This window comes from Terrabacter sp. C0L_2, from assembly GCF_036352015.1.
Lineage (GTDB): Bacteria > Actinomycetota > Actinomycetes > Actinomycetales > Dermatophilaceae > Terrabacter > Terrabacter tumescens.
Genome location: NZ_CP143557.1, coordinates 4,467,314 through 4,493,220, shown reverse-complemented (window position 1 = coordinate 4,493,220; position 25,907 = coordinate 4,467,314). Strand labels below are relative to the sequence as shown.

General features: G+C 72.3%; 27 protein-coding genes. 18 read left to right on the top strand and 9 right to left on the bottom strand.

Translation table 11 applies throughout. The features are described from left to right. Positions 1–181 precede the first annotated feature (181 nt). The 6 genes from dapE to U5C87_RS20845 all read left to right on the top strand — a co-directional run bounded on the left by dapE (position 182) and on the right by U5C87_RS20845 (position 5,019). The gene (gene dapE, locus U5C87_RS20870) at positions 182–1,300 is read left to right on the top strand and encodes a succinyl-diaminopimelate desuccinylase (protein ID WP_330474346.1); all 1,119 of its coding nucleotides are present in this window, start codon (positions 182–184) and stop codon (positions 1,298–1,300) included. A gap of 76 nt (positions 1,301–1,376) precedes the next feature. Next, a complete protein-coding gene (locus U5C87_RS20865) occupies positions 1,377–2,141 on the top strand; it encodes a TIGR00730 family Rossman fold protein (protein WP_443082146.1) in 765 nt (254 codons plus the stop codon). Next, positions 2,138–2,599, top strand: a complete 462-nt coding sequence (locus U5C87_RS20860) for a cell division protein DivIVA (RefSeq protein ID WP_330474345.1) — start codon at positions 2,138–2,140, stop codon at positions 2,597–2,599. The genes U5C87_RS20865 and U5C87_RS20860 overlap by 4 nt, the downstream gene beginning before the upstream one ends. After that, positions 2,596–3,810 carry a hypothetical protein gene (locus tag U5C87_RS20855; RefSeq protein ID WP_330474344.1) on the top strand — a complete coding sequence of 405 codons (1,215 nt, stop codon included), beginning with the start codon at positions 2,596–2,598 and terminating at the stop codon, positions 3,808–3,810. The genes U5C87_RS20860 and U5C87_RS20855 overlap by 4 nt, the downstream gene beginning before the upstream one ends. A 234-nt stretch (positions 3,811–4,044) precedes the next feature. Next, complete coding sequence (locus U5C87_RS20850; RefSeq protein WP_330474343.1) at positions 4,045–4,506, top strand: hypothetical protein; 462 nt, start codon at positions 4,045–4,047, stop codon at positions 4,504–4,506. After that, positions 4,507–5,019, top strand: coding sequence for a hypothetical protein (locus U5C87_RS20845; protein ID WP_330474342.1), 513 nt, complete (start codon positions 4,507–4,509; stop codon positions 5,017–5,019). Between the two features lie 150 nt (positions 5,020–5,169). On the opposite strand, the gene U5C87_RS20840 is transcribed toward U5C87_RS20845, so the two are convergent. After that, complete coding sequence (locus U5C87_RS20840; protein WP_330474341.1) at positions 5,170–5,994, bottom strand: enoyl-CoA hydratase/isomerase family protein; 825 nt, start codon at positions 5,992–5,994, stop codon at positions 5,170–5,172. A 152-nt stretch (positions 5,995–6,146) separates the two neighbouring features. Here U5C87_RS20840 and U5C87_RS20835 point away from each other — a divergent pair, with 152 nt between their 5' ends. Further along, positions 6,147–6,320: a DUF3117 domain-containing protein gene (locus U5C87_RS20835; RefSeq protein WP_013493416.1), complete on the top strand. Its 174-nt coding sequence runs from the start codon at positions 6,147–6,149 to the stop codon at positions 6,318–6,320. A 161-nt stretch (positions 6,321–6,481) separates the two neighbouring features. On the opposite strand, the gene U5C87_RS20830 is transcribed toward U5C87_RS20835, so the two are convergent. Further along, positions 6,482–7,105: an O-methyltransferase gene (locus tag U5C87_RS20830; RefSeq protein WP_330474340.1), complete on the bottom strand. Its 624-nt coding sequence runs from the start codon at positions 7,103–7,105 to the stop codon at positions 6,482–6,484. A 72-nt stretch (positions 7,106–7,177) separates the two neighbouring features. Here U5C87_RS20830 and U5C87_RS20825 point away from each other — a divergent pair, with 72 nt between their 5' ends. The 7 genes from U5C87_RS20825 to U5C87_RS20795 all read left to right on the top strand — a co-directional run bounded on the left by U5C87_RS20825 (position 7,178) and on the right by U5C87_RS20795 (position 14,995). Then, positions 7,178–7,636, top strand: a complete 459-nt coding sequence (locus U5C87_RS20825) for a hypothetical protein (protein WP_330474339.1) — start codon at positions 7,178–7,180, stop codon at positions 7,634–7,636. A 166-nt stretch (positions 7,637–7,802) separates the two neighbouring features. After that, on the top strand, positions 7,803–8,462 hold the full coding sequence (sigE, locus tag U5C87_RS20820; protein WP_052358326.1) for an RNA polymerase sigma factor SigE: 660 nt from the start codon (positions 7,803–7,805) through the stop codon (positions 8,460–8,462). A gap of 17 nt (positions 8,463–8,479) precedes the next feature. After that, entirely contained in the window at positions 8,480–9,184 is a 705-nt protein-coding gene (locus tag U5C87_RS20815) for a hypothetical protein (protein ID WP_330474338.1), read from the top strand. Beyond that, positions 9,181–10,797: a S1C family serine protease gene (locus tag U5C87_RS20810; RefSeq protein ID WP_330474337.1), complete on the top strand. Its 1,617-nt coding sequence runs from the start codon at positions 9,181–9,183 to the stop codon at positions 10,795–10,797. The genes U5C87_RS20815 and U5C87_RS20810 overlap by 4 nt, the downstream gene beginning before the upstream one ends. 55 nt (positions 10,798–10,852) lie before the next feature. Then, complete coding sequence (locus U5C87_RS20805) at positions 10,853–11,209, top strand: twin-arginine translocase TatA/TatE family subunit (RefSeq protein ID WP_330474336.1); 357 nt, start codon at positions 10,853–10,855, stop codon at positions 11,207–11,209. Between the two features lie 100 nt (positions 11,210–11,309). Then, positions 11,310–13,169, top strand: a complete 1,860-nt coding sequence (locus U5C87_RS20800; protein WP_330474335.1) for an ABC transporter ATP-binding protein — start codon at positions 11,310–11,312, stop codon at positions 13,167–13,169. Beyond that, positions 13,166–14,995 (top strand): ABC transporter ATP-binding protein, encoded by a 1,830-nt coding sequence (locus tag U5C87_RS20795; protein ID WP_330474334.1) that lies wholly within the window; start codon positions 13,166–13,168, stop codon positions 14,993–14,995. The genes U5C87_RS20800 and U5C87_RS20795 overlap by 4 nt, the downstream gene beginning before the upstream one ends. Before the next feature lie 206 nt (positions 14,996–15,201). On the opposite strand, the gene U5C87_RS20790 is transcribed toward U5C87_RS20795, so the two are convergent. The 4 genes from U5C87_RS20790 to U5C87_RS20775 form a co-directional block, all read right to left on the bottom strand. Next, on the bottom strand, positions 15,202–16,341 hold the full coding sequence (locus U5C87_RS20790) for an Mrp/NBP35 family ATP-binding protein (RefSeq protein WP_330474333.1): 1,140 nt from the start codon (positions 16,339–16,341) through the stop codon (positions 15,202–15,204). Between the two features lie 63 nt (positions 16,342–16,404). Next, on the bottom strand, positions 16,405–16,959 hold the full coding sequence (locus U5C87_RS20785) for a DUF1003 domain-containing protein (RefSeq protein WP_330474332.1): 555 nt from the start codon (positions 16,957–16,959) through the stop codon (positions 16,405–16,407). Continuing rightward, entirely contained in the window at positions 16,956–18,263 is a 1,308-nt protein-coding gene (locus tag U5C87_RS20780) for a magnesium transporter MgtE N-terminal domain-containing protein (protein WP_030194505.1), read from the bottom strand. The genes U5C87_RS20785 and U5C87_RS20780 overlap by 4 nt, the downstream gene beginning before the upstream one ends. Before the next feature lie 17 nt (positions 18,264–18,280). After that, a complete protein-coding gene (locus U5C87_RS20775) occupies positions 18,281–18,964 on the bottom strand; it encodes a hypothetical protein (RefSeq protein ID WP_330474331.1) in 684 nt (227 codons plus the stop codon). 89 nt (positions 18,965–19,053) lie between these two features. Between U5C87_RS20775 and U5C87_RS20770 the strand changes: the two genes are divergently transcribed. Then, positions 19,054–20,127 (top strand): HpcH/HpaI aldolase/citrate lyase family protein, encoded by a 1,074-nt coding sequence (locus tag U5C87_RS20770; protein WP_330474330.1) that lies wholly within the window; start codon positions 19,054–19,056, stop codon positions 20,125–20,127. After that, positions 20,096–21,010: an HpcH/HpaI aldolase/citrate lyase family protein gene (locus U5C87_RS20765; RefSeq protein ID WP_443082080.1), complete on the top strand. Its 915-nt coding sequence runs from the start codon at positions 20,096–20,098 to the stop codon at positions 21,008–21,010. The genes U5C87_RS20770 and U5C87_RS20765 overlap by 32 nt, the downstream gene beginning before the upstream one ends. Positions 21,011–21,092: 82 nt before the next feature. Here U5C87_RS20765 and U5C87_RS20760 read toward each other — a convergent pair whose 3' ends face one another. The 3 genes from U5C87_RS20760 to U5C87_RS20750 are packed head-to-tail and all read right to left on the bottom strand — an operon-like array spanning position 21,093 to position 23,341. Further along, positions 21,093–21,980 carry a hypothetical protein gene (locus U5C87_RS20760; RefSeq protein WP_330474328.1) on the bottom strand — a complete coding sequence of 296 codons (888 nt, stop codon included), beginning with the start codon at positions 21,978–21,980 and terminating at the stop codon, positions 21,093–21,095. Continuing rightward, complete coding sequence (locus U5C87_RS20755; protein ID WP_330474327.1) at positions 21,977–22,492, bottom strand: RNA polymerase sigma factor; 516 nt, start codon at positions 22,490–22,492, stop codon at positions 21,977–21,979. Before U5C87_RS20755 ends, U5C87_RS20760 begins: the two co-directional genes overlap by 4 nt. Positions 22,493–22,546: 54 nt before the next feature. Then, a complete protein-coding gene (locus U5C87_RS20750; protein ID WP_330474326.1) occupies positions 22,547–23,341 on the bottom strand; it encodes an alpha/beta hydrolase-fold protein in 795 nt (264 codons plus the stop codon). Between the two features lie 85 nt (positions 23,342–23,426). Here U5C87_RS20750 and U5C87_RS20745 point away from each other — a divergent pair, with 85 nt between their 5' ends. Both U5C87_RS20745 and proS read left to right on the top strand, forming a co-directional pair. Beyond that, a complete protein-coding gene (locus tag U5C87_RS20745) occupies positions 23,427–24,317 on the top strand; it encodes an extensin family protein (RefSeq protein ID WP_330474325.1) in 891 nt (296 codons plus the stop codon). A gap of 59 nt (positions 24,318–24,376) precedes the next feature. Further along, positions 24,377–25,786 carry a proline--tRNA ligase gene (gene proS, locus U5C87_RS20740; RefSeq protein WP_330474324.1) on the top strand — a complete coding sequence of 470 codons (1,410 nt, stop codon included), beginning with the start codon at positions 24,377–24,379 and terminating at the stop codon, positions 25,784–25,786. Positions 25,787–25,907: the final 121 nt, after the last annotated feature.

Below are 25,907 nucleotides of genomic sequence, written 5' to 3'. Positions count from 1 at the left end.
GGCGGCAAGGATATGGGTCGCGGGCGCCACCGTGGGACGGCGACCCACGGCCCGGACGGTCCGGCGCCCCAGGAGGGCTGCAGGGGAGGGCTGCGGGGGAGGGCTGCGGGGGAGCCGAGCGGAGCGCCCCGGCCGACGTCCTCCCGCGCTCGCGTCGCCCGCTGCGGATAACCTTCCGCGTATGCCGTCGACCTCCTCGTCCGCCGACCCGACCACCCACGCCGCCTCCGACGCGTCCCCCGTGCTCGACCTGTCGGCGGACGTCACCACGCTGACGGCCGCGGTGTGCGACATCGAGTCCGTCAGCCAGGGCGAGGCGGCGCTCGCCGACGCCATCGAGGCCGCCCTGAGCCAGCTGTCCCACCTCGAGGTCACGCGGCACGGCAACACCGTCGTCGCCCGGACCTCGCTCGGACACAGCGAGCGGGTCGTGCTCGCCGGGCACATCGACACCGTGCCGCTCACGTCGGTGCCCAACCTGCCGACGCGCCAGGTCGACGGCGAGCTGTGGGGCCGCGGCACCGTCGACATGAAGGGCGGCGTGGCGGTCATGCTGCGGATCGCGGCCGAGGTGGCCGAGCCGACCCGCGACCTGACCTTCCTCTTCTACGAGTGCGAGGAGATCGAGGGGCAGTACAACGGCCTGGCCATCCTCGCCGAGACCGACCCCGACCTGCTCGCCGGCGACTTCGCCGTGCTCCTCGAGCCGACAAACGGCGCGATCGAGGGCGGCTGCAAGGGCACCCTGCGCGTCGAGATCGTCACCAAGGGCATCGCCTCCCACTCGGCCCGGCCGTGGAAGGGCCACAACGCCATCCACGACGCGGCCGCGGTGCTCTCGCGCCTGACCGCCTACGAGGCCGAGACGATCACCGTCGACGGGCTCGACTACCACGAGGCGCTGCAGGCCGTCGGCATCGCCGGTGGCATCGCCGGCAACGTCGTCCCCGACCGCTGCACAGTCACGGTCAACTACCGCTACGCGCCCGACAAGGACACCGAGGAGGCGCTGGCCCACGTGCGCCGGGTCTTCGAGGGCTTCGACGTGACGCTGACCGACGCCGCCGACGGCGCCCGCCCAGGGCTGCACCTGCCGGCCGCACAGGCGTTCATCGACGCCCTCGGCGTCGAGGTCAACCCCAAGGAGGGCTGGACCGACGTCGCGCGCTTCTCGGCGCTCGGCATCCCCGCCGTCAACTACGGCCCCGGCGACCCCAACCTCGCCCACATGGACGACGAGCGTTGCCCCACCCACCAGTACGTCGACGCCGAGGCCGCGCTGCTGCGCTGGCTCGGGTGAGCGCGCCGAGCCCGTTGCATAGGGTGGCGCTGTGACCGACGACCAGCCCGTGCCCGACGCGCCCGACGTGCCCGACGTGCCCGGCACGGCCGCCGCGCCGGCGAGCCCGCACCTCGACCGCCGCCAGACCGGACCGGTGACCCTGCGCGGTCACAAGGTGCCGGCGACGACGACCGACCAGCGGCTCCTCAAGGCACGCCAGCCCACCGACTGGCTGCACGCCGACCCGTGGCGGGTCATGCGCATCCAGTCCGAGTTCGTCGAGGGCTTCGGCACGCTGTCCGAGCTCGGGCCGGCCGTCGCCGTGTTCGGCTCCGCGCGCATGGGAGCCGACCACCCGGCATACGCCATGGGTGTCGAGGTCGGGCGCCTGCTCGCCGAGGCCGGCTACGCCGTCATCACCGGCGGCGGCCCCGGCGCGATGGAGGCGGCCAACAAGGGCGCCTTCCAGGCCGACGGCACCTCGGTCGGGCTCGGCATCGAGCTGCCCTTCGAGACCGGCCTCAACGAGTACGTCGACCTCGGCATCAACTTCCGCTACTTCTTCGCCCGCAAGGTCATGTTCCTCAAGTACTCCCGCGGCTTCATCGTGCTGCCGGGCGGCTTCGGCACCCTTGACGAGCTCTTCGAGGCCGTCACCCTCGCGCAGACGCAAAAGGTCACGGAGTTCCCCGTCGTGCTCATGGGCGTCGCCTACTGGCACGGCCTCATCGACTGGATGCGCGACACCGTGCTCGCGGCCGGGATGATCAGCCCCGCCGACCTCGACCGCATCATCCTCACCGACGACCCGCACGAGGCCGTGCAGGCGATCCGCACCTACGAGGAGCCCGCCTCGTGAAGTGGTTCATCCTCTTCGTCGGGATCGTCGTCCTGTGCTTCGTCGTCGCCCTGATCCTCGGTCTCGCCGGTGGCGGCCTCGGGCGGGCCGCGACGAGCCTCAGCCACGAGCCGCTGCCCGACGAGCCCATCCGTGACGCCGACTTCGACGACCTCGTATTCGACGTCGGGGCCCGCGGCTACCGGATGAGCCAGGTGGACGGCGTCGTCGACCGGCTCCGGCGCGAGCTGCGCGAGAAGGACGAGGAGATCGCGGTGCTGCGGGGCGATGCGCCCGTCGCTGCCCCTGAGTCACCTGGGAGCTCCGAAGCCGCCGAGCCGACCGGACCCACCGAGACCGACGCGGCTGCCGAGACGCCCGAGTCCGAGTCCGAGTCGTCCGAATCGCCCGAGCGGTCCGAGGTCACCGAGCAGTCCGAGCAGTCCGGTTCGACGGTCGGCCGCGAACGCACCACATGACCGAGGCGCTCGCCCTGCGGCCCCGCCGCGTGTTCATCGCCTGGGTGCTCGCGCTCTACGCCCTGGCCCGGGTCGTCACGACGACCATCCTGCTCGTCGTCATGCAGCACCAGGTGCCCTCCGGCATGACCGGCGGCGACGACGTGCCGGTGTCGTACTTCCCCTTCACGGCCCTCTGGGACGGGCAGTGGTACCAGACCATCGCGCACACCGGCTACCCGTCCGAGCTGCCGAGGAGCGAGGGCGGCTCCGTCCAGCAGAACCCGTGGGCGTTCTACCCGCTCTTCCCGCTCATGGCGCGCGCCGTCATGGCCGTGACGGGGCTGGGCTTCCCGGCCGTCGGCTCGACGATCGCGCTCCTCTGCGGTGCGGGTGCGGCCGTGCTCATGGGACTGCTGCTGCGCGAGCGCATCGGCGACCCCGCGGCCTACCTCGTCGTGGCGCTCTGGGCGAGCTTCCCGGCGTCCGTGACGCTGCAGCTGGCCTACACCGAGTCGCTCGCGATGCTGCTCCTCGTCGCCTACCTCTACGCCCTCGCGAAGGAGCGGTGGCTCGTCGCGACGGCCGTCGCGCTGCTCGTCGGCCTCTCGAGACCGATCGCCGTGCCGCTCGGGCTCGTGACGCTCGTCGTGGTCGTCCTGCGCTGGCGGGCCCGGCGCGAGCGGCCGATCACGAGGGGGACGTATGGCGCGATGCTCGCCGCCCTCGTCGGCTGCGGTGTCGCCGGACTGCTGTGGCCGGCCATCGCCTGGTGGCGCACCGGGGTCCGCTCGGCCTACACCGACACGATGGCGACGTGGCGCGGGTCGGGCACGGTCGAGCCCTTCACGCCGTGGTGGGGGATGTCGAAGTACGCGTTGGGCGACACCTGGGGGCCGGTGCTGCTCGTGACCGTGCCGCTCCTCATCGTCGCGATGATGGCCGGCCCCTGGGCGCGGGCGCTCGGTGCGGACCTGCGCACGTGGACGCTGGCCTACCCCGCCTACCTCGCGGCGGTGCTCGACCCGTTCACGAGCATCTTCCGCTACCTCGTGCCGCTCTTCCCGATCCTCGTCGTCGTGCTCGGTGCCGGGTGGGCCGACCGCCGCGGCAACACGTGGAAGCGGCTGCTCTGGCGGTTCGTCCCGCTGCTCCTGCTCAGCATCGTCGGCCAGTACTACTGGACCGACATCCTGTGGCGCTTCGTCCCCCCGAGCGACTACCCACCGTGACCCCACCCGACCTGACCTGACTCATGCCCGGACCCACCGTCCGGCTGAGGATGGGCCGGCAGATGGTCCTGCGCCCGGTGTGGTGATCACCCCACGGCGCGCAGGACCATCCCGCAGTCGATGGGTCGGTTCTTACGGCAGCCACCATCCACACCCGCCCCGACCCGGCCTCGACTGTCCACAGCCCCGCGCGGCTCGCAGGCGTCGACACTCCGCTGCCGTCAGTCTCGAGGCATGGCGCTCACCGAGACGGCCCTGGATCTCGCCCGGACCCAATGCGGGGTCCTGACCCGGGCCCAGCTTCTCGCGTCCGGTGTCAGCCGCGAGACGCTGCGCTGGCGGGTCGGCCGGGACTGGCGGCTGCTGCTGCCGGGGATCTACGTCCTCCAGACCGGTCTGCCGTCCGAGGAGCAACGGCTCGTCGCCGCCCAGCTGTTCGGAGGCGACGGCGCGTGGCTGGCAGGCTCAACCGCTGCGGCACTGCACGGACTGCGGGCCTGTCAGGTCCGGCTTCCGATCCGGGTCCTCGTGCCGGCGCCGCGTCGATCCCGTCGTGTCGCGTGGGTCGACATCCGGAGCACGACCCTGCTCGGGGAGCCACTCGTGTCGCGTGGGTCCCTCCAGCTCGGATGCCTCGCCAGAGCCGTCGTCGACGCCGCGGTCGAGACCCCCGACGAGCGCAGCGCGCGGGCCTAGGTGATCGAGGCGGTGCAGCGCCGGCTCGTCCGGATCGATGACCTCGAGCACTGGGTCGACGCGCGCGGGCGCCAGCACTCGCGACGCCTGCGTCGGGTCCTTGCGGAGGTCGCTGCCGGCGCCTGGTCCGCTCCGGAGGCCGACCTGCTGGCACTGATCCGCACCTCGGACCGGCTGCCCGAGCCGATGTCCAACCCGGTGCTGACCGGGCCGGGAGGGCGGGTCCTCACCTCACCCGATGTCTGGCTGGATGACGTCGGCATGGCCGTGCTGGTGCAGTCGAGGACGTTCCATGCCGACGGCCTGGACTGGGACGACACCGTCGAGCAGGCGTCGGACCTGTCAGCCGCGCGGGTCGTCGTCCTGGGTGTGACACCGTCGGCGCTCGCGCGCGACCCGAAGGCCCAGCTCGCCCGGATCGAGCTGGCCCACGCGGAGGCAGCACGCACCGGCACGCGCGCGCCGGTCACGGCGACGGAGCGGCCGACACTGCCGCTCGAGCGGGCTGGCTGAGAGCCGGCCGATGGTCCGCCGGATGGTCCTGCGCCTGGTGGGGTGATCACCACACCAGACGCAGGACCACCGGCACGGTCATCCGTCGGGCACGGCCCATCCGCTCGACGAGAGCCGGCGCAGACCGTGACGGCCGCGGACGGCCTGGGGTCAGGCGCCGGTGTAGGTGGGCTTCTCCTTGGCGAGGAAGGCGTCGACGGCGGCGCGGTGGTCGCTGCTGCCACCGGTCAGGGCCATCAGCTCCGCCTCGTTGGCCAGGGCGTCGGCGAGGTTGGCGCTCGCCGAGTACGCCACGGCGCGGCGGATCGAGCCGTAGGCCAGGGTCGGACCGTCGGCCAGCGTCCGGGCCAGCTCGGTTACCGCCGCTTCCAGCTCGTCGTCGGGCACGACCTTCGTCACCAGGCCCAGGGCCAGGGCCTCGGCGGCCGGCACGGTGCGCGGCAGCAGCAGCAGCTCCTTGGCGCGCGCGGGCCCGACGAGCCGGGGCAGCGTCCACGAGGCGCCCGAGTCGCACGAGAGCGCGATGCCGGCGAAGGAGGTGTTGAGGCCGGCGCGCTCGGACGCGATGCGGAAGTCGCAGGCGAGCGCGAAGCTGAGGCCCGCACCGGCCGCGACGCCGTTGAGCGCCGCCACTACGGGCTTGTTCATCGTCGACAGCGCGATGACGATCGGGTTGTAGTGGTCGGTGACGGTCGTGGCGAGCGTGGAGTTCGGGTCGCCGAGGCTGCGCACGTGCTCCTTGAGGTCCTGCCCGACGCAGAAGGCGCGACCGCTGCCGGTGAGCACGACGCACCGCACGGCCGGGTCCTCCCCGACCTCGCGCAGCGCCGCCACGAGGGCGTCCTTCAGCGCGTTGTCGAGGCTGTTCATCGCCTCGGGCCGGTTGAGCCGGAGCCACGCGATGCCGTCGGTCACCTCGACGAGCAGCGGCTCGGGCGAGGCAGTGGTGGAGGGGGACTCGGGCGTCTGCGTCATGGGCGTCACTCTGTCCCAATCCGTCCCGTTGCGGAAGCGTGGCCCGCCCGCCGGGGCCGTGACGTGCCCTCTGTCACATCCCCAATTAGGTCTCGCAAACGAGACACGGAATAATGGTGCCAAAGACCGAGGATTCCTAGGGAAGGGGAACCATGGCAGCAATGAAGCCGAGGACCGGCGATGGCCCGCTCGAGGTCGTCAAGGAGGGCCGCGGCATCGTGTTGCGGATGCCCCTTGAGGGCGGCGGGCGACTCGTCGTCGAGATGACCCCCGACGAAGCTGCAGCTCTGCGTGACGCGATCCAGGGTTGTGACGGCGTCAACTGACCCTTCCGCCTGATCCAGGTTCGACGGCCCCTGACCTCACGGTCGGGGGCCGTTTCGCTACCCCGGACCGGGACCACCGAGATCACGTATGCCGGGTGGCGGGCCACCCGGCATACGTGATCTCGGTGGTCCCGGTCGTCCCGGGCGTCGCGAACGGCGACTCAGCGCTTGACGGCGACGAGCAGGCCCTCGCCCACGGGAAGCAGCGAGACGATGAACTGGTCGTGGTCGCGGATGGTGCGGCCCACCTCGCGCAGGGTGCGCGTCTCGGTGTCGCGGTTGGCGGGGTCGGACTCCTTGTCGGACCACGTCATGACGAGGGTGCCGCCCCGGCGCAGCAGGCGCGTGGCCTGGGCGAGGTAGTCGGGGTACTCCCCCTTGTCGGCGTCGACGACGACGAGGTCGTAGGCGCCGTCGGTCATGCGGGGGAGCACCTCGAGGGCGCGGCCGGCGATGACGCGGGTGCGCTGGTGGGCGATGCCGGCGGCCGCGAAGGCGTCGCGGGCGGCCCGCTGGTGCTCGGTCTCGAGGTCGATCGTGGTCAGGATGCCGTCGACCGGCATGCCGCCGAGCAGCCACAGGCCGGAGGCGCCGGCGCCCGTGCCGATCTCCATGACGGCCTTGGCCCCGGTGGCCGCGGCGAGCATCTGGAGCACGGCGCCCACCCCGTTGCCGACGGCGGGGGCCCCGAGCTCCTCACCGCGGTGGGTGGCCTCCTCGACCTGCTCGCTCGGGGTGACGAACTCCTCGGCGTGCGACCACGCGGCGACCTTCTGGGTGCTCATGTTCGTCACCCTACTGTGACCAGATGGACGCTTTCGGCACCCCGTCGCCCCGATCGGGGTAAGGATCAGGTCATGGACGAACAGGACAAGCCGACCACCGAGCACCGGCGTCCCCAGGGCGTCGACGACGCCACGGTCGAGGCCCTCGGGAAGCTGTCCGAGGCCCTCGAGGTCGTCGAGGACGCCCGCGGCCACCTCTACGGCTTCCACCGCCTGTCCGGCATGGCCGACCTCACGCTGGGGGAGGCCGTCGACCTCTTCCGCGAGGCCGGCCACGACGAGCTCGCCGATCGCCTGCAGACCGAGCTCGTCGGGCGCAACGTCGTCCAGGGCCGGTGGACCTTCCAGATCGTCGAGGAGTACGACGACGACTACTACGCGACGTTCAAGCGCCTCGAGGCCTCCGCACGGGACGACCTCGTCGGGGGTCGCCGCCACCTCTTTGAGGCCGAGATGAAGGAGGACCGGCGCACCCACGGCCGGGCCCACCACGAGGCGGTCCCGCACGACGGCAGCGAGCAGGCGCCGTGAGCGGGCGCTGTGAGCAGGGCACGAACCAGGTGAGCGCCCACCCACAGCAGAACCACAGGCTCCGGCTGGCGACCGGACAGCCCCATCCGAGACGATCGTCGGGAACGAATCAAGCGCAGACGGCGTTCAAGTCGTTGACTCCTCCCCGTGAAAGGCCCTCCTCCTCGTGAGCACCAGCGTGACGTCCACCTCTCCCACCTCGGTGGAGCAGGCCGACTCGACGTGGACTCCCCCCACGTGGGAGGAGATCGTCGAGCAGCACTCGGCGCGCGTCTACCGCCTGGCTTACCGCCTCACGGGCAACCCGCACGACGCCGAGGACCTGACGCACGACGTCTTCGTCCGCGTCTTCCGCTCGCTGCACTCCTACCAGCCGGGCACCTTCGAGGGCTGGCTGCACCGCATCACGACCAACGTCTTCCTCGACAAGATGCGTCGCAAGCAGCGCATCCGCTTCGACTCCCTGCCCGACGACGCCGCCGGCCGTCTCCCGAGCTACGAGAAGGGCCCCGAGCAGACCTACCACGACGCCCGTTTCGACGACGACGTCCAGCGCGCGCTCGACGCGCTCGCGCCGGAGTTCCGCGCCGCGGTCGTGCTCTGCGACATCGAGGGCCTCTCCTACGAGGAGATCAGCGCCACGCTCGGCGTCAAGCTGGGCACCGTCCGCTCGCGCATCCACCGCGGCCGCGCCCAGCTGCGCGAGGCCCTCGCGCACCGCGCCCCCGAGGTCGCCGCGGCCGCCCGTCCCGCCAAGCCCGAGTCGCGCGCCGCGCGTGCCGGCCTGCGCCTTCCCGGCCGCCGCGTCGCCGCGAGCTCGCGCTAGGACCGGCAGGTGATGTCGTGACGCCGCACCTCAAGGGCCACGTCCGGGCCTACGTCGACCGCGCCCTGCCGCCGGCGATGCTGCACCTCTACGACAAGCACCTCGTCTGCTGCACCGTCTGCCGTGCGGCAGCCGACCAGGAGCGCCGCATCGTGGCGGCCCTGCGCTCCGACACCGGCGTCCCGATGAGCCTGCGGACCTCTCTCATGGGCCTCGCGGCCGCCCCCTCGGGCGACCCCCAGCCTGCCCCGCCCGTGTCGCGGGGTCCGCGGATCCCGATGCCACCGGCCGGATTCCGTATGCCGTCCGCCCCGTCCTACGAGCCCGTGCCGACCGTGCGCCCGACCGCTCCCGCCCTGCACCGCTCGCCCATGCGGGCCGCGGTCGTGGCCTCGATCGCCGCCGGCGCCTCGGTCGCCGCGGCCTGGGGGCTGGCCATCGCGCCGGTGCCCGGCTCGCGCACCCCGTCGGTCCGGGGTCCGGTGGCCAGCTTCGGCGACAGCTCCGTCAGCGCCGTGAACTTCGGCGGCTCCGTGCTGCGCAGCGACCGTGTCACGCCGGTCACCCGCGACCAGGCCCGCGGCTCGGGTGACATCGGCGCCGGCAACGTCCCCTACTGGGTCGTGACCACGCGGTCGTCCAACCGGGTGCTCGGCACGAGCACCGGCATCGTCGCCCCGTTGCGGGTCACCAACGTCCGTTCGGCACAATCAGGTCCATGAGCGACGAGCCGACGACGCCGGGCCCCGAGCCGACGGCAGCTCCCGAGCCCGCGGTGCCCCACGACCCAGGGGCCGTGTCCGGCGACGAGTCCGCGCCGACTCCCGCGAGGGAGCAGACCGGCATCATCGACCTGCACGACACGCAGGCCATCCCCTCGCGCCGTTCCGAGCCCGAGTCCGACGACGCCTGGTTCGACGTCTTCGGCGGTGAGCACCCCACCGACGGCGCCGGCGTGCCGGCCCGAGCCGACTCCGCGTGGGGGAGCGACCGCGCCGACGCCCTCGCGGAGCAGGCCCACCGCTCCGCGTACGCGCCGCCCGCGGCCGCCGATCCCGCGACCGGGCCCGCTGCGGCTGGTGCTGCCCACGCCTCCGGTGCGGGCAGTCCTGCAGACCCCACCGCCCCGCAGACGAGCGGTGCAGCGGCAGCCGGGCACACGGCATACGCAGGCCCCGTTCCTCCCGGCCCCGCGGGCGACTCGAGCGCGGGCGCGACGGCCGACGGGACGCTGCTGACCGCACCCGCCCCGGCGGCACGTCGACGCGGGCGCGGGCGCCTGGCGGCGGGGATCGTCGCCCTCTGCCTGCTCTCCGGCGTCATCGGTGGCGTCGCCGGCCAGCTCGTCGACGACCGCGTCAACCTCGGCGGCTCGACGCTGCCCCAGCCCGGCCCGGGCGCGACCCAGCGGCCGGCGGGCTCGGTCGCCAACATCGCCGCCGTCGCGCTCCCGAGCGTCGTCACCATCAAGGTCGACGCCGGCAGCGAGGGCTCGGCGACCGGCTCGGGCTTCGTGCTCGACACCAAGGGTCACGTGCTGACCAACAACCACGTCGTCGAGCCGGGCGTCAACGGCGACATCGAGGTCGTCCTCAGCAACGGTGACACCGAGAAGGCCACCATCGTCGGGCGCGACGCGAGCTACGACCTCGCCGTGCTCAAGATCAACCGCACCGACCTCAAGCCGCTCACCCTCGGTGCCTCCGACCAGGTCGTCGTCGGCGACCAGGTCATCGCGGTCGGTGCCCCGCTCGGTCTCGACCAGACCGTCACCACGGGCATCGTCAGCGCGCTCAACCGGCCCGTGCAGCCCGGCGACCCGGGCGAGGCGTCCTACATCAACGCGATCCAGACCGACGCGGCGATCAACCCCGGCAACTCCGGCGGTCCGCTGCTCGACATGACGGGCAAGGTCATCGGCGTCAACAGCGCCATCGCCCGCGTGCCCGGCACGAGCGGCTCGACCGGTGGCAGCATCGGCCTCGGCTTCGCGATCCCGAGCGACCAGGCCAGGCGCACCGCCGACCAGCTCATCGCCACCGGCAAGGCCACTCACCCGGTCATCGGCGTCCAGCTCAACCGGACCTTCTCCGGCGAGGGAGCCCAGGTCGACGACAAGGCCGACGCCGTGACCTCCGGCGGCCCGGCGGCCAAGGCCGGCGTCAAGCCGGGCGACGTCATCGTCGGCTTCGAGGGCAAGCGCATCCGGACCCCCGACCAGCTCATCGTCTCGATCCGCGCGAGGGCGGTCGGGGACACCGTGAGCCTCAAGGTCCAGCGTGACGGCAAGGAGCTCGAGCTCCGGATGACGCTCGAGGCCGATCCGGCCAAGTAGCTCTCGACTCGCCACCGTAGGATGGCGCAGCCGGTACGCGTGGAAGCGAGGGACTGTGTTCGACATCAACGGGTGGGAGCTGCTCCTGCTCGGTCTGCTCGCGATCCTCATCCTGGGTCCCGAGCGCCTGCCCGAGTACGCCGCGAAGTTCGGCAAGTTCGTCCGCCAGGCCCGCGGCATGGCCGACCGTGCCAAGCAGCAGCTCAAGGACGAGATGGGTCCGGAGTTCTCCGACGTCGACTGGCGGGCCTACGACCCGCGCCAGTACGACCCACGCAAGATCGTGCGCGACGCGCTCGCCTCACCCCCTGACGAGGACTACGAGCCGTCGCCGGCCGCCGACAAGCCGGTGAGCACGCCGCAGGGTCACGACCCGTCCGTCCCGACCCCTTGGGACAGCGAAGCCACCTGAGGCCCCTCGCCGGGACTCCTGGCGCTCAGCGCCCGGACTCCCGGATGAATCTCTGACCCAGAGGCATCACTGTCGGATGTCGGGGTTATGGTCACTGCTGATGCCTGCTGACCCGACCTCGCACCCGCCCGCCTCAGTCCGATCCCTGTGGCGACTGCGGGGCTACCTCCGGCCGCACCGGTGGGCCCTCGTCGTCATGTTCGCGGTGTCGCTGGCCGGCGTCGGCCTGACCATCGCCATCCCGCTCGTGACCCGCGCCATCATCGACGGGCCGATCACGCGGCACGAGCTCGGGCCCGTCCTGCCGCTCGGGCTGCTGGCCCTGGCGCTCGGCGTCCTCGAGGCCGTCCTCATCTTCGTGCGCCGCTGGGTGCAGTCCAACGCCGTGCTCGGCCTCGAGAGCGACCTGCGCCGCGACCTCTACGAGCGGCTGCAGGCCCTGCCGATGAGCTTCCACACGCGGTGGCAGTCCGGGCAGCTGCTCTCGCGGGTCACGACCGACCTCTCGGCGATCCGCCGCTTCAGCGGCTTCGGGCTGCTCTTCCTCGTCATCAACATCCTGCAGGTGCTCGTCGTGACGGTCGTGCTGCTGATGATGTACTGGCCGCTGGGCCTCGTCGTCGCTGCTGCGGCAGCACCCATCGTGTGGCTCTCGATGCGGTTCGAGAAGGCCTACGTCGTCGTCTCTCGGGGCATGCAGGACCAGCAGGGCGACCTCGCGACCCTCGCCGAGGAGGGCGCCGTCGGCATCCGGGTCATCCGGTCGTTCGGCCGCGGTGACCACATGGCGAGGCGCTACGACGAGGCCGCGCTCCAGGTGCGGGCGACGAGCCTCGACAAGGTCCGGCTGTCGGCGAAGTTCTGGACCTTCCTCGAGGTCATCCCCAACCTCGCCGTCGTCGTCGTGCTGCTGCTCGGGGCCATCGGGGTGGGCCGCGGCGCCCTGACACCCGGCGAGCTCGTCGCCTTCATCACGCTCCTGCTCTCGCTGGTGTGGCCCGTCTCCTCGCTCGGCGTCATCCTCGCGATGGCGCAGGAGGCCATGACGGCCGCCGCGCGCGTGCTCGAGATCTTCGACACCGAGCCTGACATCGTCGCCGGCGACCAGCAGGTCCCTGCGCCGCGAGGCCACCTGCGCCTCGAGCACGTCGACTTCGCCTTCCCCGACGCTCCGGACCAACCGGTGCTGCGCGACGTCAACCTCGACGTGCCGCCGGGGCAGACGCTCGCGATCGTCGGCGCCACCGGGTCCGGCAAGACGGCCCTGACGGCCCTCGTCCCGCGCCTGTTCGACGTGACGGGCGGCCGCGTCACCATCGACGGGGTCGATGTGCGCGATCTCGACCTCGTCAGCCTGCGCAGCCTCGTGGCCACGGCCTTCGAGGAGCCGACCCTCTTCTCGATGAGCGCCCGCGAGAACGTCACGCTCGGCCGGGCCGACGCGGCGGAGGACGACGTGCTCGCCGCCCTCGAGATCGCCCAGGCCGGCTTCGTCCACGACCTGCCGTGGGGTCTCGACACCCGCATCGGTGAGCAGGGGCTGTCGCTGTCCGGTGGTCAGCGCCAGCGGCTCGCGCTGGCGCGGGCCGTGCTCTCGAGACCGGCGGTGCTCGTGCTCGACGACACCCTGTCGGCCCTGGACGTGCACACCGAGAAGCTCGTCGAGGAGGCGTTGTCCAACGTGCTGTCGCAGACCACCGGCCTCGTCGTGGCCCACCGCGCCTCCACGGTGCTGCTCGCCGACCGTGTGGCCCTGCTCGAGGACGGCACCATCACGCACGTGGGCACGCACCGTGAGCTGCTCGAGAGCGTGCCCGCCTACCGCGACCTGCTGGCCGCGGACGCCGTGGTCGACGCCGTGGTGGACGCCGAGGTCGGGGACGGTGGGGACGGCGGCGACGGTGGAGGCGGCACGCCGGATGCCGCCGACCAGCGGTCGGGCGACGAGGTGCCCGCATGAGCACGCCCGCCCAGCAGTGGCGCGGCGTCGCCTCGGACGACATCGAAGGCGACCTGACGGCCGAGACGTCGGCCCGGCTCGCCGGCCGCTCCCGTCGGCTCCTGGGCGAGGTGCTGCGACCCTGGCGGCGCGCGCTGTGGTGGCTCATGGTCGTGGTCGTCGTGGAGAACGCCGCCCGCCTGTCCATCCCCTACCTCGTCAAGGAGGGCATCGACACCGGCATCCCGCCCATCCGTGCATCCGGCGACCTCGGCCCACTGCTGCTCGTCGTCGCCCTCGTGCTCGTGGCCACGGTGACCCAGGCGGTGTCGCGCAACCTCTTCCTCGTCCGGTCCGGGCTGATCGGGCAGGACATCCTGCTCTCGATCCGCCGCCGGGTGTTCCGCCACTTCCAGCAGCTGAGCCCGGCCTTCCACGACCGCTACACCTCGGGCCGGGTCATCTCGCGGCAGACCTCCGACGTCGACGCCATCTACGAGATGCTCGAGACCGGTTTCGACGGCCTCGTGACGGCCGCCCTAACCCTCGTCGGCACCTCCGTGCTGCTGCTCGTCCTCGACGTCAAGCTCGGCCTCGTGGCCCTGCTCTGCGGGCCCGCCCTCGTGCTGCTGACCAACTGGTTCCGCAAGGAGTCGGCCAAGAGCTACCGCGCCACGCGCGAGAAGGTCGCGCTCGTCATCGTCCACTTCGTCGAGTCGATGAACGGCATCCGGGCCGTGCAGGCCTTCCGCCGGGAGCCGCGCAACCAGGCGATCTTCGACGACGTCAACGACCAGTACCGCCGGGCCAACCTCGTCGCGTTCCGCCTCGTCGCGTGGTTCATGCCCGGCATCCGCCTCATCGGCAACGTCACGATCGCCGCGGTGCTGCTCTACGGCGGCTACCTCGCCTACCACGGCGAAGTCACCGTCGGGGTGCTCGCGGCATTCCTGCTCTACCTGCGCCAGTTCTTCGAGCCGATGATGGAGATCTCGCAGTTCTACAACACCTTCCAGTCCGCGTCGGCGGCGCTGGAGAAGCTCTCCGGGGTCCTCGAGGAGGTGCCCGACGTCGCGGAGCCCGCAGACCCGGTGCCGCTGGCCGACCCGCGCGGCGAGATCCGCTTCGACGGCGTCCGGTTCGCCTACGTCGAGGGCGCCGACGTGCTCCCTGACCTGGACCTCACCGTGCCTGCGGGCCAGACCCTCGCGCTCGTCGGCACGACCGGTGCCGGCAAGACCACCATCGCCAAGCTCGCCACGCGGTTCTACGACCCGAGCGGGGGAGCGGTGCTCCTCGACGGCATCGACCTGCGCCGGCTCGCCGCCACGGACCTCCACCGCGCCGTCGTCATGGTTACGCAGGAGAGCTACCTGTTCACCGGCACCGTCGCCGACAACATCCGGTTCGGCCGGCCTGACGCGACGGACGAGGAGGTCGAGTCCGCGGCACGGTCGCTGGGCGCGCACGAGTTCATCACCGCCCTGCCGCAGGGCTACGACACGCCCGTCTCCAACCGGGGCGGGCTGCTCAGCGCCGGCCAGCGCCAGCTGGTCGCGTTCGCGCGCGCCTTCCTCGCCGACCCCGCGGTGCTCATCCTCGACGAGGCGACGTCATCGCTCGACATCCCCTCGGAGCGGCTCGTCCAGCGGGCCCTCGGGACGATCCTCGCGGGGCGCACCGCCATCGTCATCGCGCACCGCCTGTCGACGGTCGAGAACGCCGACCGCGTGCTCGTGCTCGAGCACGGCCGCATCGTCGAGGACGGGACGCCGGGTGAGCTCGTCGCAGCCGGGGCAGGTCGCTACTCCGACCTCCACCGCGCCTGGGCCGACTCCCTCGCCTGACCGGCGTCACCCGGCCGCGCTGTCCCGGCGCGCCCGTCCGGGGTCCGGCGCACTCGCGCTTGACCAGACCGAACGCAGCGTTCGGTCGCGAACTCACTGTCCGAACAATGCTTTCGCCACCGAACGCAGCGTTCGGTGGCGAAAGCGGGGGGAGTGCGGCTGCGGCGAGCCGGGGGTCAGCCGCGGTCAGCCGGCGGCCGGCTCGGTCAGCGGCCGGCCGGAGTGAGGCCCAGCGAACGGCCGGCGAGGCCACGGGCACGCGAGCCGAGGTTGCGCGCGATGCCACGCAGCGCCACGGCCGCAGCCGTGTCGGGTTCGCCGAGCACGACCGGGGTGCCGGTGTCGCCGCCCTCGCGCAGGCGCGTGTCGAGCGGGATCTGGCCGAGCAGCTCGACCGGGGTACCGATGCTCTTGGTCAGCGAGTCGGCGACGGCCTGGCCGCCGCCGGAGCCGAAGATCTCCTGGCGCGTGCCGTCGGGCAGCTCGAGCCAGCTCATGTTCTCGATGACACCGACGACGCGCTGGTGGGTCTGCAGCGCGATCGAGCCGGCTCGCTCGGCCACCTCGGCGGCGGCCTGCTGCGGCGTGGTCACGACGAGGATCTCGGCCGTCGGGATGAGCTGCGCGACGGAAATCGCGATGTCGCCGGTGCCGGGCGGGAGGTCGAGCAGCAGCACGTCGAGGTCGCCCCAGAAGACGTCGCCGAGGAACTGCTGGAGCGCGCGGTGCAGCATCGGCCCACGCCACACCACGGGCTGGTTGCCGGGCACGAACATGCCGATCGAGATGACCTTCACGTCGTGGCTGATGGGCGGCAGGATCATGTCGTCGACCTGCGTCGGGCGCTGCTCGACCCCGAGCATGCGCGGCACCGAGAAGCCGTAGACGTCGGCGTCGACGACGCCCACACGCAGGCCCTGCTCGGCCATCGCGGCGGCGAGGTTGACGGTCACCGACGACTTGCCGACGCCACCCTTGCCGGAGGCCACGGCATACACCCGCGTGAGGCTGTTGGGCTTGGCGAAGGGGATCTCCTTCTCCGGGGCGCCCCCGCGCAGCTGCGAGCGCAGCTCGGCGCGCTGCTCGTCGCTCATGACGTCGAGCTCGACCTCGACCGACGTGACGCCGTCGAGCGCGAGCAGGGCGTTGCTCGAGTCCTTGGTCAGGGTCTCCTTCATGGGACAGCCCGACACGGTGAGGAAGATCGCGAGGTCGACCTTGCCGGCGTCGTCGATCTCGACCGACTTGACCATGCCGAGCTCGGTGATCGGCTTGCGGATCTCTGGGTCGTTGACCTTCGACAGGGCCGTGAGCATGGCGTCACGGCTGGGCAGTGCGACAGACATGTGTTCCATCGTATGCGTCGTGCCGAGGCCCCCGGACCACGGCCGGGGTGCGCTCGCTCACGGTCAGTGCCGGTTGTCCCTCGCGTCGTCCTCGGCGGCGCGGACGATCGATCGCTCCTCGAGCTCGTCGAGGAGCGAGCGCAGCTCGGAGCGCACGAAGTCACGGGTGGCCTGCTCGCGCAGGGCGAGACGCAGCGAGGCGACCTCGCGGGTCAGGAACTCGGTGTCGGCGAGGTTGCGCTCGTCGCGGGCCCGGTCCTGCTCGAGGGCGACCCGGTCGCGGTCGGCCTGGCGGTTCTGGGCGAGGAGGATGAGGGGCGCGGCATACGACGCCTGCAGGCTGAGCATGAGCGTCAGGAAGATGAAGGGGAACTCGTCGAAGACGAGCGACGGCGGGGCCAGGACGTTCCAGGCGATCCAGGCGGCGACGAAGACCGTCATGCCGATGAGGAACTGCGCGGTCCCCATGAAGCGGGCGAACTGCTCCGAGAGGACGCCGAACGCCTCTTGGGTCAAGGTGATCCGCGGCAGCACCCGGGCGCGCTGCTCCTGGGGCTGGTCGAGCTTGTCGCCGCGCACGGCGCGAGGGCCGGTCCGGCGCTCGGCGCGCTCGCTCACGGCTTCACCCCCAGCTCATGCCGCTCCTCGCGCCAGTCCTCCGGGAGGATGTGGTCGAGCACGTCGTCGACGGTGACCGCCCCGATGAGCCGCCCGTCGTCGTCGACGACGGGGAGCGAGACGAGGTTGTAGGTCGCGAGCGTGCGCGTCACGGTCTCGAGCGAGGCCGTCGCGACGACGGGCTCGATCTCCTTGTCGATGATCGACCCGACGGCGCCGTGGGGCGGCTCGCGCAGCAGGCGCTGGATGTGGACGAGGCCGAGGTAGCGGCCCGTCGGCGCCTCGAGCGGGGGGCGACAGACGTAGACCATCGAGGCGAGGGCCGGGGCGAGCTCCTCGCGGCGGACGGTGGCGAGGGCCTCGGCGATCGTCGCCTCGGGACCGAGGATGACGGGCTCGGTCGTCATCATGCCGCCGGCGGTCTTCTCGTCGTAGGCGAGCAGACGACGGAGCGGGGCGGCCTCGTCGGGCTCCATGAGCTGGAGCAGCTCCTCGGCCTGCTCGGGCGGCAGGTCGGCGAGCAGGTCGGCGGCGTCGTCGGGCTCCATCGCCTCGAGGACGTCGGCAGCGCGCTCGTTGGCCAGGCCGGCGAGGATCTCGACCTGGTCGTCCTCGGGCAGCTCCTCGAGGACGTCGGCGAGCCGCTCGTCGTCGAGCGCTGCGGCGACCTCGGCGCGACGCTTGGGGTTGAGGTCGTGGATGACCTCGGCGAGGTCGGCCACCTTGAGGTCGTCGTAGGTCTCGAGGAGGCGCTCGGCGCTCTGGGCGCCGGCCTGCTCGTGCAGCCCCACGACGTCGCGGATGTCGACGAGCATCGTCTTGCCCGACCGGCGGCGCGTCAGGCGCGACATGGCCTTGGAGGCGGGGGACACCCCTGCCGGCGCCTGGCGCACGAAGACACGGGTGCCGAGCCAGTCACGGCGGGGTCCCTGCTCGATGGCGATGTCCTCGACGAGCGCGTCGGCGAAGCCGGCCTCGACGGCCTCGGCGGTCGTCACCCGCACGGTGCGGTCGAAGAGCTCGGCCGCCACGAGGACCTCGTTGGTGCGCTGCTCGAAGCGGCGCATGTTGACCAGGCCGGTGGTGATGACGGCGCCGGCGTCGATCGAGGTCACGCGCGTCATCGGCACGAACACGCGGCGCCGGCCGGGCACCTCGACGACGAGGCCGATGACGCGGGGCTCGGGCCGGTTGACCGAGAACATCACGACGACGTCGCGGACCCGCCCGACCTGGTCACCGAGCGGGTCGAAGACGCTCAGTCCGGTCAGGCGCGCGACGAAGACGCGGGTGCTCGCACTCATGGGGCAAGGCTATGGGGTCAGCGTCCACGCCGACGGGTGCCACGTCGCTGGCGCTTCTTGCGCAGCTTGGCCCGCTCCCTCGCGGCGCGACGGCCGGCCTTCGCCTCGTCGCGGGCCCGCTTGCGCTCGGCCTTCTCCTCGCCGCGTCCGCCCCAGTGCCAGGGGCGCCACGCCGTGGTCGTCGCCGCGGTGCGCGCCGGAGGCTGGCGGTGGTCGCCGGCGGCATACGCGCCCGGGGACTCGAGAGGGCTGTCGAAGGGGACGAGCGCGGTCACGGTGCACTCCGCGGCCCACCGTGTCAGGGAGTCGTCGACCGAGTTGAGCCGTGCGGCCCGGAGCAGCTCCGTGGCACGCTCCCACTCCGGCGTGCCGGGCTCGAGGACGTGCACGTGGGCCCGGACGGTAAGCAGCCGGCCGCCGGTGTCCTTGCTGCGCAGGATGATCCGGACCTCCGGTGGCATCCACGGCAACGGCTGCTCTCCCGGACCGCTGACGACGAGGGCGGCGCCGTCGTCCCAGACGTGCCACGCGGGCCACGTGCGGTCGCCGTCGACCTCGATCCACAGCAGGCCGGACTTCGTCATCGCCTCGCCGAGCAGGGCCGCCGCGTTGCCCGCGCCCTGGTCGCGCTGCTCACCCTCCGGCTGCGGGGCGGACTGCCGGGAGGGCTGCGGGACGGGCTCGGTCGCGCGCTCGGTCACAGGGCCACCATAGTGATTCCGCCCATATCGGTGGCACGCGTGACTGTCGTCATAACGCGGGCCGACCGGCCGTTGCTACGTTGACGCCCATGCGCAGCGCCAAGGACTTTTTCCGCCCGCTCGCGGTGGGGGCGCCGACGCCCCTGACGCAGGTGCCGGCCCGCCCGTCCCGGGTCATCCACTTCTTCGACCCGAGCAACCCCAAGATGGCCGCGAAGGTGCCCGGCATGGTCGGCACCGTCGACGTGCTCCTCGGCAACCTGGAGGACGCCGTCAAGGCCGACAGCAAGGAGGCGGCGAGGGCCGGTCTCGTCGAGATCGCCAAGGCCACCGACTTCGGCCAGGACACCCAGCTCTGGACGCGCATCAACGCCCTCGACAGCCCGTGGGCCTTGGACGACCTCACGACGCTCGTCACCGAGATCGGCGACAAGCTCGACGTCATCATGGTCCCCAAGGTGCAGGGCGCCGAGGACATCCACTACGTCGACCGCCTGCTCGCGCAGCTCGAGGCCAAGGCCGGGCTGACCCGCCCGATCCTCGTGCACGCGATCCTCGAGACCGCTCGCGGCATGGTCAACGTCGAGGAGATCTGCGGGGCCTCGCCACGCATGCAGGGCCTCTCCCTCGGGCCGGCCGACCTCTCCGCCGACCGCCGCATGAAGACGACCCGCGTCGGCGGCGGCCACCCCGGCTACCTCGTGCGCGCCGACCCCGTGGACGGCGACATCACGGGTGCGCGCGCCACCGCGCAGCAGGACCTCTGGCACTACACGATCGCCCGCATGGTCGACGCCTGCGCCATGCACGGCATCTACCCCTACTACGGGCCGTTCGGCGACATTCAGGACGTCGTGGCCTGCGAGGACCAGTTCCGCAACGCGTTCCTCCTCGGCTGCGTCGGCACGTGGTCGCTGCACCCGGTGCAGATCGAGATCGCCAAGCGCGTCTTCAGCCCGTCCGCCGAGGACGTCGCGCACGCCCGCCGGGTCGTCGCGGCCATGGGCGACGGCACCGGCGCCGTGATGCTCGACGGCAAGATGGAGGACGATGCGAGCCTCAAGCAGTGCCTCGTCATCGTCGAGCTCGCCGAGCGCCTCTCGCAGACCGACCTCGCGCTCGCCGAGCTGTATGCCGCCGCGCCCGCTTCCCAGGAAGGCTGACCTCGTGACGCAGCAGACGGCATACCGCCCTCGTCGCTCCGTGCTCTACATGCCGAGCTCTAACGAGCGCGCGCTCGAGAAGGCGAAGACACTCCCCGTCGACGCGCTGATCCTCGACCTCGAGGACGCTGTGGCGCCCGACGCGAAGGGCGCCGCACGCGAGAACGCTTGCGCTGCAGCGCGATCCGGTGACTACGGTCGACGCGAGCTGACGATCCGGGTCAACAGTCTCGGCTCGCAGTGGCACGACGCCGACCTCGCCGCGGCGGCGGCAGCCGGGCCCGACGCGATCGTCGTGCCGAAGGTGAACTCGGCCGACGAGGTGCGCTCGCTCGTGGCTGCCATGGAGGCCGCCGGAGCCCCGGACCACACCAGGCTCTGGGCGATGGTCGAGACCCCGGTGGCCGTGCTCCACGCCGAGGAGATCGCGCGCGCCTCCGACCGGCTCGCCTGCCTCGTGCTCGGGACCAACGACCTCTACAAGGAGATCGGCGCGACGTTCGCCCCCGGACGCGCGGCCATCGCGACCAGCCTGCAGCTGGCACTGCTCGCCGCGCGGGCCGCGGGTGTCGCCGTCGTCGACGGTGTCTTCAACGACGTCAAGGACGAGGACGGCTTCCTCGCCGAGGCCCGGCAGGGGCGCGAGTGGGGCTTCGACGGCAAGACGCTGATCCACCCCGGTCAGGTCCAGCTGGCCAACGAGGTCTTCGCCCCGAGCGAGGCCCAGGTCGAGGACGCCCGCGCCGTCATCGCCGCCTTCGAGGAGGCCCAGGCGCAGGGACGCGGTGTCGCGACCCTGAACGGCCGCCTCATCGAGAACCTCCACGTCGACACCGCGCAGAAGGTGCTGGCGACGGCGGAGGCCATCGCCGCCCTCTCGTGAGTGCACGGCCGTCGCCGTCCTGTCGTGACGACAGGACGGCGACAGCCCGTCGCTCCCTCGGGTTCCCTGGTGTCAGGTGGCCTCAGGTGGTGCAGGACAGCGTGAGCAGCCCACGGTCGTCGGGATCGATGAGCCCGTAGACGAACGCGTAGTCCGTGCCGGTCACCGGGACACGGTGGTCGAGCGGCGTCGTCGTGCCGCCCCGCTGGACCGCGCACGCCGTCGCTCGGTCGGAGACGACCGAGAGGGCGATGGACTTGCCGCGCTCGGCAGGGATGGAGTCGAAGCCCTCGTAGAGCAGGGTGGCCTTGCCCGTGCCGGTCAGCCGGCCGGCGCGGGGGACCTGCATGCACAGGATGCTCTGGTCCCACATGCCGGGGTCGTCGATGTCGACGTCGTCGACGATCTTCATCCAGCACACGGACCTCTCGCCCGAGTCCGAGAACCCGGGCGCGACCGCCCAGATGCGCTGCCGGTAGCCGTTGTCGTAGGCGAGGACCGGGGTCACGGTGCCCTTGACCCGCGTGCGGGAGGCGCCGGGGACGTAGGACGGCTCGAGGTTGTCGATGGTCCGCTGCGCGCGCGGCAGCGTCGGGGTGCCGGCGAGCACGTGCGGCGCCACGTCCGTCGTGCGGTCGGGCAGCGGTGGCAGTGGGAGAGCCGGCACGCTCTCGGTGCTGCCGCCTCCGGCGGGCGCCGCCAGCGAGGCCCGTGCGCCGTCGACGGGTGAGGTGCGCCAGGCCGTCACCCCCGCGGCGGTGACGGCGACCGCCGCGACGGCTGCGGCCGCACTCATCCACGGCCGGGGTCGACGCGTGCGCGAGCCGTCGTGCCGGGTGTCGCCCGTGCCGCGCGACGGGTGGGCCAGGGCCCGCTCGAGGTCGGCGCGCAGGCGGTGGGTGTCGACGTCGAGCGCCGACCCCGCCCGCTCGAAAAGGCCTGCCACGTCGTGCGGCTCGGTTCGGTTCATGACTGCTCCAGGTGTCGTTGAAGGTCCTCGATGCCGCGGAAGACGGTCGATTTTGCGGTGCCTACGGCAGTGCCCATCACGGTCGCGATCTCCACGTAGGACAGATCGAGCCAGTAGCGCAGGGTCACCGCCTCACGCCGGCGCTGCGGCAGCTTCGCGAGGGCCTCGACGAGCAGCCGCCCGTCCTCCGAGGCGAGCGAGAGGGCCTCGACGGAGGGCGCGACCGCCTCGGCCTCCCGCTCGTGCAGCCGGACGACCCGCAGGGACCGGCCCCGTCGCCGGTGCCGGTCCCGGACCAGGTTGAGGACGGTCCGGTTGAGGTAGGCGCCGGCCTGCAGGAGCTCACCAGAGAAGCTGTGCCGCCGCTCGTAGAACCGGCAGAACGCCTCCTGCACGACGTCCTCGGCGTCGTCCGCGCCGAGGAACGCCGCGAACCTCACGAGCTTGGCCGCGTGGCTGTCGAAGACGGCTGCGAAGTCGTGCTCCAGCTGCACCGTCGCCCCTGTCGTCATCACTGTCACACCTACACCACGAACGACTCGCGGGATGGTTGCCCGGCGGCACCGTCAGGCTCGCGCGGCGGCCCAGGCCATCTCCGCCGCGACGTTGCCGCTCCAGAAGTCGTCGTCGTGGCCGCCCGGCGTGAAGTGCGCCTCCACCCCGGGCAGCCGCCGCGCGAGCGTCCGGTTCGCGGCGATGAAGGGGTCGGAGGTGCCGCAGTCGAGGCGCACCGGGATCTCGGCCAGCTGCGGCAGGCGGCCCCAGATCGAGTGGCGGTCGAAGTCGGCGCGACCGTCGTACGCCCGCGCCGGCGTCTGGCTCCCCTTGAGCCACAGCGCGGCGCTCGCGGCGACGACACCGCTGATCCGCGAGCGGCCGAGGTCGCTGGCAAGGAGCAGGGCGCCGAAGCCGCCCATCGACCACCCGAGCAGGGTCACCCGAGCCGAGGCCGGCAGCCCGGCCGCCTCGAGCGCCAGGGGCAGCAGGGCGTCCCGGACCATGGCGCCGGTGTCGCTCCCGTCGCTGCGCGCGTGCCAGTAGCCGTTGCCGCCGTCGACGGAGACGAGCGCCATCCTCGAGGTCTCCACGGCGTCGCCGAAGCCGAGGTCGAACGCGTCGTCGGCCGACCCGCCGAAGCCGTGCAGCGCTAAGACAAGACCTCGCGGTCGCGCCGCACGCGGCACGGCCATCCGCCACCGCGGCGCCTCGAGGCCGAAGCCGTCCGGGAGCGCCCCGTCCGAAAGCACGGGGCCGCTCGTGCCCGCGGACGAGCAGCCGGCGAGTCCGGGTGTGAGGGCGGTCGCCAGGGCAGCGCCGCCGAGCAGCACAGCGCGCCGCGACGGTCCACGGTCGGTGGGCATGGCGGGAGCGTAGTCGCGCACGTCGCGCCCATCCGTGAGGCGACGCGGCGGGATCGGCCGGCGGCCCTCGCGCGTTGGAGCAGTCATGAGCCAGCAGCCGCGCGAGCGTGAAACCACCACGCCACCCGTCACTGGCGGTGACCGTGCGGGCCTGTCCCGTCGCAGGCTGCTGACGCTTGGCGCCGTGGGTGTCGTCGCGGCAGGTGGGGCGTATGCCGTGTCGCGCGGTCCCGGGTTGCCGTCCCTGCCGCAGCTGCCGGGCCTGGTCGAGCCGTCGCCGCCGGAGCTGCGGATCGACCCGCAGCCGGTGGAGTTCCGGGACCTCGCGGCGCGGCGGCGCATCGGGTCGGCGGCGTACGTCTACGAGGTCACGGGGCGGGCCGCCACGTACTACGTGACCGAGCCCTTCGGTGCGCGGCTCGACCGCTGGCTCGCCCTGCACCGGCGCCACGTCGGTCAAGCTCCGGACGAGATCCGTTCCTACGGCGCGTGGGTGCGCGGGTCGTCGACGTCGTGGCACAGCTCCGGGGAGGCCATCGACATCGCCCGGCTCCGTGCCGACGGTCGCGACCTCACGTCGCTGCGCCACGACCAGTGGCGCGATGCGCCCGCCACCGAGCTGAAGCGTCGACTGTCGCTCTACTGGCGCACGGCTGCCGGGCTGCACCACGAGTTCGCCGACGTGCTCACCTACCTGTTCGACGCGGCGCACGACAACCACATCCACGTCGACCTCGGCCGGTTCGGACCGGAGCAGCCGCGCCTCATCCGCCGGTCCGACGCGCAGGTGCAGGCGGTCCAGGCCATGTGCCGCCACGTGTGGGGTCGCACCGACGTGCAGATCACCGGCGACTTCGACGACGTGACCCGGGACGCGACGACGCAGATCCTCGAGAAGGCCGGTGGGCCGGGCGAGCTGGCCGACTCCCGTGAGGCGTGGCAGGCCTTCATGGTCGCCACGATGGAGCACGCGTGACCGCCTGACGGCGCGCACGGCATACGACACGTCGCCGGGCCGACCGTAGGATCGGGCGCATGCCCAAGACCGTGCTCACGCCCCAGTCCGAGGACTTCCCGCGCTGGTACCAGGACGTCGTCGCCAAGGCGGAGCTCGCCGACAACGGCCCGGTGCGCGGCACGATGGTCATCCGGCCGTACGGCTACTCCATCTGGGAGCGCATGCAGGCCGACATGGACCGCCGCATCAAGGAGGCCGGCGCGCGCAACGCCTACTTCCCGCTCTTCATCCCGGAGTCCTACCTGAGCCGCGAGGCCGAGCACGTCGAGGGGTTCAGCCCCGAGCTCGCCGTCGTGACCCACGCGGGCGGCAAGGAGCTCGAGGAGAAGGTCGTCGTGCGCCCGACCTCCGAGACCGTCATCGGCGAGTACATGGCCAAGTGGACGCAGAGCTACCGCGACCTGCCACTCCTGCTCAACCAGTGGGCCAACGTCGTGCGATGGGAGCTGCGGCCGCGGATCTTCTTGCGCACCAGTGAGTTCCTCTGGCAGGAGGGTCACACGGCGCACGCCACCGAGGAGGACGCCCGCCTCTACGCGAAGCGCATCCACGAGGACGTCTATGCGCCCTTCATGCGCGAGATGCTCGCGATGCCAGTGGTGCTCGGCCGCAAGACCGCACGTGAGCGCTTCGCCGGTGCGACGAACACCCTTGCGCTGGAAGCGATGATGCGCGACGGCAAGGCGCTGCAGATGGGCACGAGCCACGAGCTCGGACAGAACTTCGCGCGGGCCTTCGACATCGACTACCTCTCCGAGCAGGGCCGGCAGGAGACCTGCTGGACGACGTCGTGGGGCACCTCCACGCGCATGCTCGGCGGCCTCATCATGGGCCACGGCGACGACCAGGGACTGCGGGTGCCCCCGCGTCTCGCGCCGGTGCAGGCTCTCGTCATGGTGGTCAAGGACGGCGAGGGGGTCCTCGAGGCCGCCCGCCAGGTCGTCGCCGACCTCGTCGCTCGCGGCGTGCGCGCGGAGCTCGACGCGCGCGTCGACACCCCCTTCGGCCGTCGCGCCGTCGACGCGGAGCTCAAGGGCATCCCGGTCCGGGTCGAGGTCGGTCCGCGCGACCTCGCCGAGGGCTCGGTCACCGTGGCCCGTCGGATCGCGGGCGGCAAGTCGTCGGTGCCGCTCGGCGGCGTCGTCGACATCGTGACCGGCGCGCTCGAGGAGGACCACGAGGGGCTGTATGCCGCCGCGCTGGCCCACTGGGACGCGAACACCGCCGCGGTCGAGTCCCTCGAGGACGCCGCCGAGGCGGCCCGCACCGGCTGGGCGATGATCCCGTGGTCCACGCTCGGTCCCGAGGGTGAGGCGACCCTCGCCGAGTCGGCCGTCACGGTCCGCTGCCTCACGATGCCCGACGGGTCGGTGCCGGCCTCGGAGGACGCGGACGGTGTGCTGGCGGTCGTCGGGCGAGCCTACTGACGGCTGCCGGCGTGGCACCGGACACACGAGTGCGCGGGAAGAGCCGCTGCTGCGGCATGGTTGACGGGTGCGTGAGGACGGTGAGCGAAACGTGACGGACGAGACCAGCGCGGCTGGGCGG

Excerpts from the sequence above, each read along its gene's own strand:
- U5C87_RS20745 (WP_330474325.1), top strand. The coding sequence starts at position 23,427 with ATGAGCCAGCAGCCGCGCGAGCGTGAAACCACCACGCCACCCGTCACT.
- U5C87_RS20810 (WP_330474337.1), top strand. The coding sequence starts at position 9,181 with ATGAGCGACGAGCCGACGACGCCGGGCCCCGAGCCGACGGCAGCTCCC.
- proS (WP_330474324.1), top strand. The coding sequence starts at position 24,377 with ATGCCCAAGACCGTGCTCACGCCCCAGTCCGAGGACTTCCCGCGCTGG.
- U5C87_RS20835 (WP_013493416.1), top strand. The coding sequence starts at position 6,147 with ATGGCAGCAATGAAGCCGAGGACCGGCGATGGCCCGCTCGAGGTCGTC.
- U5C87_RS20765 (WP_443082080.1), top strand. The coding sequence starts at position 20,096 with ATGCCGCCGCGCCCGCTTCCCAGGAAGGCTGACCTCGTGACGCAGCAG.
- U5C87_RS20840 (WP_330474341.1), bottom strand. The coding sequence starts at position 5,994 with ATGACGCAGACGCCCGAGTCCCCCTCCACCACTGCCTCGCCCGAGCCG.
- U5C87_RS20780 (WP_030194505.1), bottom strand. The coding sequence starts at position 18,263 with ATGAGTGCGAGCACCCGCGTCTTCGTCGCGCGCCTGACCGGACTGAGC.
- U5C87_RS20800 (WP_330474335.1), top strand. The coding sequence starts at position 11,310 with ATGCCTGCTGACCCGACCTCGCACCCGCCCGCCTCAGTCCGATCCCTG.
- U5C87_RS20755 (WP_330474327.1), bottom strand. The coding sequence starts at position 22,492 with ATGACGACAGGGGCGACGGTGCAGCTGGAGCACGACTTCGCAGCCGTC.
- U5C87_RS20750 (WP_330474326.1), bottom strand. The coding sequence starts at position 23,341 with ATGCCCACCGACCGTGGACCGTCGCGGCGCGCTGTGCTGCTCGGCGGC.
- U5C87_RS20795 (WP_330474334.1), top strand. The coding sequence starts at position 13,166 with ATGAGCACGCCCGCCCAGCAGTGGCGCGGCGTCGCCTCGGACGACATC.
- U5C87_RS20770 (WP_330474330.1), top strand. The coding sequence starts at position 19,054 with ATGCGCAGCGCCAAGGACTTTTTCCGCCCGCTCGCGGTGGGGGCGCCG.
- U5C87_RS20855 (WP_330474344.1), top strand. The coding sequence starts at position 2,596 with ATGACCGAGGCGCTCGCCCTGCGGCCCCGCCGCGTGTTCATCGCCTGG.
- U5C87_RS20850 (WP_330474343.1), top strand. The coding sequence starts at position 4,045 with ATGGCGCTCACCGAGACGGCCCTGGATCTCGCCCGGACCCAATGCGGG.
- dapE (WP_330474346.1), top strand. The coding sequence starts at position 182 with ATGCCGTCGACCTCCTCGTCCGCCGACCCGACCACCCACGCCGCCTCC.
- U5C87_RS20760 (WP_330474328.1), bottom strand. The coding sequence starts at position 21,980 with ATGAACCGAACCGAGCCGCACGACGTGGCAGGCCTTTTCGAGCGGGCG.
- U5C87_RS20790 (WP_330474333.1), bottom strand. The coding sequence starts at position 16,341 with ATGTCTGTCGCACTGCCCAGCCGTGACGCCATGCTCACGGCCCTGTCG.
- U5C87_RS20825 (WP_330474339.1), top strand. The coding sequence starts at position 7,178 with ATGGACGAACAGGACAAGCCGACCACCGAGCACCGGCGTCCCCAGGGC.
- U5C87_RS20830 (WP_330474340.1), bottom strand. The coding sequence starts at position 7,105 with ATGAGCACCCAGAAGGTCGCCGCGTGGTCGCACGCCGAGGAGTTCGTC.